We start from the raw sequence: 2,963 nt of genomic DNA on the forward strand, positions 1-2,963 counted from the left end.
TACATAGGTGTACGAAGCGAACCCGGGGAACTGAAACATCTCAGTACCCGGAGGAACAGAAATCAACCGAGATTCCCTCAGTAGCGGCGAGCGAACGGGGATTAGCCCTTAAGCGCGGTCAAGAGTAGTGGAACGGTCTGGAAAGTCCGGCGACACAGGGTGATAGCCCCGTACACGAAACTCTTTTCCGGGTGAAATCGAGTAGGGCGGGACACGTGATATCCTGTCTGAACATGGGGGGACCATCCTCCAAGGCTAAATACTCCCTACCGACCGATAGTGAACCAGTACCGTGAGGGAAAGGCGAAAAGAACCCCGTTGAGGGGAGTGAAATAGAACCTGAAACCGTCTGCGTACAAGCAGTGGGAGCCCCTTCGGGGGTGACTGCGTACCTTTTGTATAATGGGTCAGCGACTTACTTCTCAGTGGCAAGCTTAACCGATGAGGGGAGGCGTAGCGAAAGCGAGTCTGAACAGGGCGATTCAGTCGCTGGGAGTAGACCCGAAACCGGGCGATCTACCCATGGCCAGGGTGAAGGTGGGGTAACACCTACTGGAGGCCCGAACCGGGATCTGTTGAAAAAGATTCGGATGAGCTGTGGGTCGGAGTGAAAGGCTAATCAAGCCCGGAGATAGCTGGTTCTCCCCGAAAGCTATTTAGGTAGCGCCTCGTGTATCACTGCCGGGGGTAGAGCACTGTTTCGGCTAGGGGGCCATCCCGGCTTACCAAACCGATGCAAACTCCGAATACCGGCAAGTGCAATCACGGGAGACAGACGGCGGGTGCTAACGTCCGTCGTCAAAAGGGAAACAACCCAGACCGCCAGCTAAGGTCCCTAAATCATGGCTCAGTGGGAAACGATGTGGGAAGGCCCAGACAGCCAGGAGGTTGGCTTAGAAGCAGCCATCCTTTAAAGAAAGCGTAATAGCTCACTGGTCGAGTCGGCCTGCGCGGAAGATGTAACGGGGCTTAAGCCATGTACCGAAGCTGCGGATGCGCATTTATGCGCATGGTAGGGGAGCGTTCCGTAGGCCGTTGAAGGTGTGCTGTAAGGCATGCTGGAGGTATCGGAAGTGCGAATGCTGACATGAGTAACGACCAAGGGGGTGAAAATCCCCCTCGCCGAAAGCCCAAGGTTTCCTGCGCAACGTTCATCGGCGCAGGGTGAGTCGGTCCCTAAGGCGAGGCCGAGAGGCGTAGTCGATGGGAAGCAGGTTAATATTCCTGCACCACGCCGAACTGCGATGGGGGGACGGAGAAGGCTAGGCCAGCCGGCAGTTGGTGTCCGGTTTAAGCGTGTAGGCAGGACCCTTAGGCAAATCCGGGGGTTCAATGTCGAGACGTGACGACGAGTCTCCACGGAGACGAAGTGGTTGATGCCATGCTTCCAGGAAAAGCCTCTAAGCTTCAGGTTCGGTGTGACCGTACCCGAAACCGACACAGGTGGGCAGGGTGAGAATCCCAAGGCGCTTGAGAGAACTCTGGTGAAGGAACTAGGCAAAATAGTACCGTAACTTCGGGAGAAGGTACGCCCCTGTCAGGTGAAGGTCCTTGCGACCGGAGCCGAGAGGGGTTGCAGTGACCAGGCCGCTGCGACTGTTTATTAAAAACACAGCACTCTGCAAACGCGTAAGCGGACGTATAGGGTGTGACGCCTGCCCGGTGCCGGAAGGTTAAGTGATGGGGTCATCTTCGGAGAAGCTCTTGATCGAAGCCCCGGTAAACGGCGGCCGTAACTATAACGGTCCTAAGGTAGCGAAATTCCTTGTCGGGTAAGTTCCGACCTGCACGAATGGCGTAACGATGGCGGCGCTGTCTCCACCAGAGACTCAGTGAAATTGAAATCTCGGTTAAGATGCCGAGTACCCGCGGCTAGACGGAAAGACCCCGTGAACCTTTACTACAGCTTTGCACTGGACGTTGAACCGACTTGTGTAGGATAGGTGGGAGGCTGCGAAGCGGTGACGCCAGTTGCCGTGGAGCCGACCTTGAAATACCACCCTGGTCTGTTTGACGTTCTAACCTCGACCCGTCATCCGGGTCAGGGACAGTGCATGGTGGGTAGTTTGACTGGGGCGGTCTCCTCCCAAAGCGTAACGGAGGAGCACGAAGGTACCCTAATCCCGGTCGGAAATCGGGAGTTTAGTGCAAAGGCATAAGGGTGCTTGACTGCGAGACGGACAAGTCGAGCAGGTACGAAAGTAGGTCTTAGTGATCCGGTGGTTCTGTATGGAAGGGCCATCGCTCAACGGATAAAAGGTACTCCGGGGATAACAGGCTGATACCGCCCAAGAGTTCATATCGACGGCGGTGTTTGGCACCTCGATGTCGGCTCATCACATCCTGGGGCTGAAGTCGGTCCCAAGGGTATGGCTGTTCGCCATTTAAAGTGGTACGCGAGCTGGGTTTAGAACGTCGTGAGACAGTTCGGTCCCTATCTGCCGTGGGCGTTGGAGACTTGAGGGAAGCTGCTCCTAGTACGAGAGGACCGGAGTGGACGAACCCCTGGTGTTCCGGTTGTCACGCCAGTGGCACTGCCGGGTAGCTATGTTCGGACGGGATAACCGCTGAAAGCATCTAAGCGGGAAGCCCCTCCCGAGATGAGGTCTCCCTAGGCACTCGATGCCTCTGAAGGTCCGTTGAAGACTACGACGTTGATAGGCAGGATGTGGACGTCCAGTAATGGGTGAAGCTAACCTGTACTAATTGACCGTGCGGCTTGACCATATAACACCCAAGCGTGTTGCGCCGGGTGCCGACAGTCCCCGCAGCAACGATCTCACCGAACAGGACGCGCCCCCGAACGGGGCGCGACCGCCCGTTTTCCTGGCGGCCATAGAACACTGGAACCACCTGATCCCATCCCGAACTCAGACGTGAAACGGTGTCTCGCCGATGATAGTGTGGGGCCTCCCCATGCGAACGTAGGTCACCGCCAGGGCCTTATGCCCAAAACCCCCGCC

At 56.6% G+C, this 2,963-nt stretch carries 2 rRNA genes (1 of these 2 cut by a window edge); both read left to right on the forward strand.

From position 1 onward, the window contains the following. Positions 1–2,727 (forward strand): 23S ribosomal RNA (locus BLV04_RS23970); it begins 161 nt to the left of the window's first position. 98 nt (positions 2,728–2,825) lie between these two features. After that, a 5S ribosomal RNA gene (gene rrf, locus BLV04_RS23975) occupies positions 2,826–2,941 on the forward strand. Positions 2,942–2,963 lie beyond the last annotated feature (22 nt).

The organism is Thiocapsa roseopersicina, assembly GCF_900106925.1.
In the GTDB taxonomy this organism is placed as follows: Bacteria; Pseudomonadota; Gammaproteobacteria; order Chromatiales; family Chromatiaceae; genus Thiocapsa; species Thiocapsa roseopersicina.